The sequence below is a fragment of the Microcoleus sp. A003_D6 genome, assembly GCF_036702825.1.
Taxonomy (GTDB): Bacteria; Cyanobacteriota; Cyanobacteriia; order Cyanobacteriales; family Microcoleaceae; genus Microcoleus.
Genome location: NZ_JAUBWA010000229.1, coordinates 1 through 4,791, shown reverse-complemented (window position 1 = coordinate 4,791; position 4,791 = coordinate 1). Strand labels below are relative to the sequence as shown.

Sequence of the window (4,791 nt, the reverse complement as noted above, 5' to 3'; positions counted from 1 at the left end):
CTACCTAATTATCAACAAGGCATAAGAGCTATGAGGCTTATTCTATCAGCGTTATAGGCGACTTGTCGCCCCGACAGGACAAAAATATAAACGGCACCAACTGTCCCAAACGTGTAGTTCGCAACCGGCGGCAAAACTCAAACCCGTCCATTTCCGGCATCATGACATCTGAAATTACCAAATCTGGGGGGGCCTTCTCAAAAATCAAGAGCGCCTCAACGCCAGAATTAGCACATTCAACCCAGTATCCTTGGCTTTCGAGGTACATTGCCAAGACTGTTTGACTGTCTGCTTCGTCGTCCACTACTAATATTTTTTCCATGACAGGCTTGCACCAATTCCAGTTGACAGTTCTTGAAACTGTGGCTCCCAAAGTAGGAACTTCAATGAGTTTACCTGCTGCAACTTGATAAAGGAGCGCAATTTCAAGACGCCACGATTCCTCAAATAGTCTAATTACGGACGCCGATCGCCTAAAATGGGAAGAAGTAGACGAATATTGGGGAAAACCTCCCTCTTAGATTCGCTCACTCCTAAAAAGCTACAAACTTTTTAGGAGGGGTCGTCAACTTTTTCGCATACTAAAATAGAAGGTAAAAGAAAGAATTTTGCTTTATTATACAGAACTCCTGGTGACAATTACACTATTCCTAGACCTGACATGGAAAGGTTTTTAGATTTTTCTGGTTCCGACACAGGTACAAAAGGGATAACGCGATCGGGTACTGCTGCTACGGGCTGCTCGAACAAACGCCGGTCGGCAACTAACATACTTTGAATTATCGGTGCGGGTTGGGGGGGGCTGAACAGATACCCCTGCATGATATCGCACTGGTGCTGTTTCAAAAAAGCTAATTCTGCTTCTGTTTCTACCCCCTCAGCAATTACGGTCATATTCAAACTGTGACCCAGTAAAATTACGGCCGTAGTAATAGCAGCATTTTGAGTGTCTTCGCTGGCATTGCGGACGAAAATTCGATCGATCTTTAAACTGTCAAAAGCATATTGCTTGAGATATCCTAAAGTAGCATAACCGGTGCCGAAGTCGTCAATAGCAATCCGAATTCCTAGAGCTTTAAGTTCGTTTAAAGTTGTGCCTGCGACTGTCGCATTTTCTACCAAAGCGCTTTCGGTCATTTCTAATTCTAAATTAGCAGGCTCCAAGTCTGTAGTTTCTAATATTTGCACGATTCGGGCCTTGAGTTCCGGGTCGGACAACTGCCGGGCCGACAAATTTACTGATATCGTAAAGGGTGAAAACCCCGCCGCCAGCCAACTCGCAGCTTGAGCGCAAGCTGAAAGCAGTACCCACTCGCCAATCTGAATAATTAAACCTGTTTCTTCGGCTAAGGGAATAAATTCGGCGGGAGAAATTATACCTCGATCGGGATTTTGCCAGCGCACCAAAGCTTCAGCGCCGATAACTTGTCCGGTAGCAATATCCACTTGTGGCTGATAGTATACCTGAAACTCACCTTGTGCCAAAGCGCGGCGCAGCAGAGCTTCCAGAGCCAATTTTTCGGGAGAGAGGGTGGAAACCTTGGTCGATTCGTTAACTAAATCTTTGAGTCTGGCTTCTGCTTGGTGAAGCGCGGTTGTCAGCGGTTCAGTAATAGTTTGGTGTTTCAAGACGCGAGAAGCAATGGCCCCCAACAATTCAGCCTTGGTAAACGGCTTTGTCAGGTAATCGTCAGCCCCCAATTCCATCCCCCGACGAAAATCGGTTTTGTCACTTTGAGCTGTGAGGAAAATAAATGGAATTGTTGCAGCCAGTGAGTTTTGCCGCAGAGTCCGCAACACGTCATAACCGTCGAGTTCCGGCATCTGCACGTCGCACAAAATTAAATCTGGTATCTCCGAAAGTGCCATCTGCACTCCAAATCGACCGTTTTCGGCTACAATCACCCGATAGCTGTGAGATTCCAGAAGTTGCAGAAGAGTTTCCCGGATTAATTCGTCGTCCTCAATTACTAAAATTTTGAGCATGATACTTAGATAACAGATGGCACTATATATCCGAACCTGACTAACTCTAGCATACTCAAACTAGCGAATTACTGATTCTGCCAATTAACCAATAAACAATTAGCCAAATGGTTGAATATTTTCCCTCGGTTCTTAAGTTACAATAAAAGAACTGGCACAACAGGGAAGAGTTCGATCTCTTTCAAAAGCAGAAAAATGCAGCGCCCGACTTGTTTAATAAAATTTCATTGCCAAATATCCGTCGTTTGTCAGAAAAAAGTCAGAAAAAGATATAATGTCCGGTTTATAGCCCATAATTAGCCCGTGTTTGCAGTGAGGACTTTAGTCCTCTCTCGATGCATGAATCAGGATGCTGCGTCCTGACGGAGAAGTTAATTATGGTTGTATAACCGGACATCATATTATGCACTGCTTTAATTCACAGGCCTAGTGGAATTCGCGCAAAACTTGTCGTCTACAATTGCAGAATTGATACTGACAGCCTGCATTGATGATGACGGAATGATGAGGTCTTGCGGAACTACAACTGTCTTTTTACAAACCAGCTCGCTGCTGCCTACAGAGGCAAAGTTCCAAGCATAAAATTCGGGATTGCTGACTGTCGCATTGGCGGGATGTAAACCTAGTGCAGTCACCAATACGAATCCCAAAGTTACTAAAGCTACGATCGCGAATCTCAGCATATTCTTTTTTGAACCGGAAAATTTAGCCGATCGGTATTACCTTATTATTGCCTGGGTCGATCGAGGGCGTCAATAGCAGTTATTCCGCCCTCAGATTCAACTCGTAGGCGATCGGCTCGGATGCCTGAGAAACTACCACGAATTCATAATAACCAGCATCATCAAGCAATCCAGACCAACTAAGCCCCTCTGCATCTTCCAGCAAAGCCCGGGCTTTGTTTGTCCGCCCGGGAGAATAAATTGACAGCAGAGTAGATTTGGGCGGAGCTTGCAAATTCACGCGCAAAGTTTGATTTTGAGCGAACCGGGCAATGTAAGCTTTCCCTTCTCCGGGTTTGAGATTGCCTGTGATGGTTTTGCTGTTCGATCGGCGATCGAATTCAACGCTTTCGACAGTTGCTCCAGCTTGCAAAGATGCGAGGGCGTCGGCGGTAATTGCTTGCCAAATTTGTCCGATCGGCAAACCGATGATATTGCGATCGCGCGGCTGTTCTGGAAACCAATAAAAGAACCTAGCATCAGCCAAATCGTACAGCGCCCGACTGCTCAAATTCAGCTTGTTAACTTCTGTTTTCCAGCGATCGATATCGGCGGTGTCGTAACTGCCCAACCGCGCTCTAGCGTCGCTGCTGAGATTTTCCAGCTTGTCGAGCAACTCGTCGCCGATTTTCTGCCACCTTTCGCGCCACTGGCGATCGTCATCGCCTTCTTTTAACAATCGTCCGCCCAATTCCGGGTATTTGGCATAAAAAGTCTCGTCCACGAGGTTGACGTAACCGCTATAGAATCGATCGTCAATTTTGAGCTTTGAAAAGCGATCGCGCAAAACATCTTCTTGTTGCTGCTTCGGGCCAGGACTCTGCGGAATTTTCTGCACTTTTGATTGCAGATTTAACAAAAAATTGCCCGCAAACCAGCCAACTCCCCCCATACTTGAGAGCACCGCCACCACAAACAAAACCATTTTCCAAGCAGGCATCTTTTGCTGATTGCTAATAGTAGCTCGCACCGGAGTTCCCGGCAGTTTCGGGGCGGACACGGGTATAGGCGAGTGCTCCGGCGGCTGCTGCGTGGGCCCAAAATCCGGGGCTGGTGACAAAGGCGGCTGTAAAGGCGGATTGCCGGAGAGAGCGAGCATTACCTCGCGAGCCGAGGAGTAACGCTGGCTCGGCTGCTGAGCGAGCATTTTATCCAGCACCAGGGACAAATTCGGAGACAGAGAACATTCCGCCCGCCAGTTCCAATTCAGCGTCTGGCCCTCAAGCAACTGATGCGGTTCCTTCCCCGTCAGCAACACCAAAACCGTGGCCGCCAGAGCGTACAAATCGCTGTGGGGATAGACGATGCCCATTTGCATTTGTTCGAGGGGAGCGTAGCCGAGCTTGCCGATGCGAGTCGCGGGGGCGGGAGTGCCGTTAGCCTCAGCAGCGAACAGAGACTCTACGGTGGCGGCGACTTCTTTTACTCCGCCGAAGTCGATCAGCACCGGCATCCCGTCAGACAGCCGCAGAATCAGGTTGTCCGGGGAGATGTCGCGGTGAATCACTCCCAAAGAGTGAATGTATTCGAGCACGGGCAAAATCTGGATCAGCAGTTGATTGATTTCTGCCTCGATGAACCGCAAACCCTGACGTTTGCGGGCGTCCAGCAGGAAGCGGTAGGTTTGGCCCGGAACGTAGTCTTGGACGAGAAATAGGTAGCCTCGATCGCTGATACTGACGCGGAAAAGTTCGCGGAAGCGCGGGATTTGATTGTGTTGCAGCTTGTAGAGCACTCCCGCTTCCCGCTCGAACAGTTCCTCGGATTTTTGTAAAGCGTAACTTCCGTGTACTTGGGGCGCAAATTCTTTTAAAACGCAGGGTTCGTTAAATCGGTGGGCGTCTTCAGCTAGGTAGGTGCGTCCGAAGCCTCCGTGTCCCAATTCGCGGACGATGCGGTAGTGGTTGTTGAGAGTTATGCCGGGGTAGATGGGATTGTTCATGGGAACTTGCTGCGTCGGATTTTCACGCTTGACTGAGACTGAGGATTTTGGGCGATCGCGCTAATTAACTACCAGCCGGGAAGTCCCTCGGTATATTCAGAGGGGATAAATCTGAGCGCTGCGCGAAGTACCCCGAATGAA

General features: G+C 48.4%; 4 protein-coding genes. All 4 read right to left on the bottom strand.

The genetic code is table 11. The annotated features are described in order from the left end of the window. Positions 1-37: 37 nt before the first annotated feature. Entirely contained in the window at positions 38-322 is a 285-nt protein-coding gene (locus tag QUB70_RS31565) for a response regulator (protein ID WP_332985718.1), read from the bottom strand. A 317-nt stretch (positions 323-639) separates the two neighbouring features. Continuing rightward, entirely contained in the window at positions 640-1,986 is a 1,347-nt protein-coding gene (locus tag QUB70_RS31560; RefSeq protein WP_332985717.1) for an EAL domain-containing response regulator, read from the bottom strand. A 413-nt stretch (positions 1,987-2,399) separates the two neighbouring features. Continuing rightward, positions 2,400-2,669, bottom strand: coding sequence for a hypothetical protein (locus QUB70_RS31555; protein WP_332985716.1), 270 nt, complete (start codon positions 2,667-2,669; stop codon positions 2,400-2,402). A gap of 79 nt (positions 2,670-2,748) precedes the next feature. Further along, a complete protein-coding gene (locus QUB70_RS31550; protein ID WP_332985715.1) occupies positions 2,749-4,650 on the bottom strand; it encodes a serine/threonine-protein kinase in 1,902 nt (633 codons plus the stop codon). Between the last annotated feature and the right edge of the window lie 141 nt (positions 4,651-4,791).

Bases quoted from the DNA above. Each gene is read 5' to 3' on its own strand.
- QUB70_RS31565 (WP_332985718.1), bottom strand. From the start codon at position 322: ATGGAAAAAATATTAGTAGTGGACGACGAAGCAGACAGTCAAACAGTC.
- QUB70_RS31560 (WP_332985717.1), bottom strand. From the start codon at position 1,986: ATGCTCAAAATTTTAGTAATTGAGGACGACGAATTAATCCGGGAAACT.
- QUB70_RS31555 (WP_332985716.1), bottom strand. From the start codon at position 2,669: ATGCTGAGATTCGCGATCGTAGCTTTAGTAACTTTGGGATTCGTATTG.
- QUB70_RS31550 (WP_332985715.1), bottom strand. From the start codon at position 4,650: ATGAACAATCCCATCTACCCCGGCATAACTCTCAACAACCACTACCGC.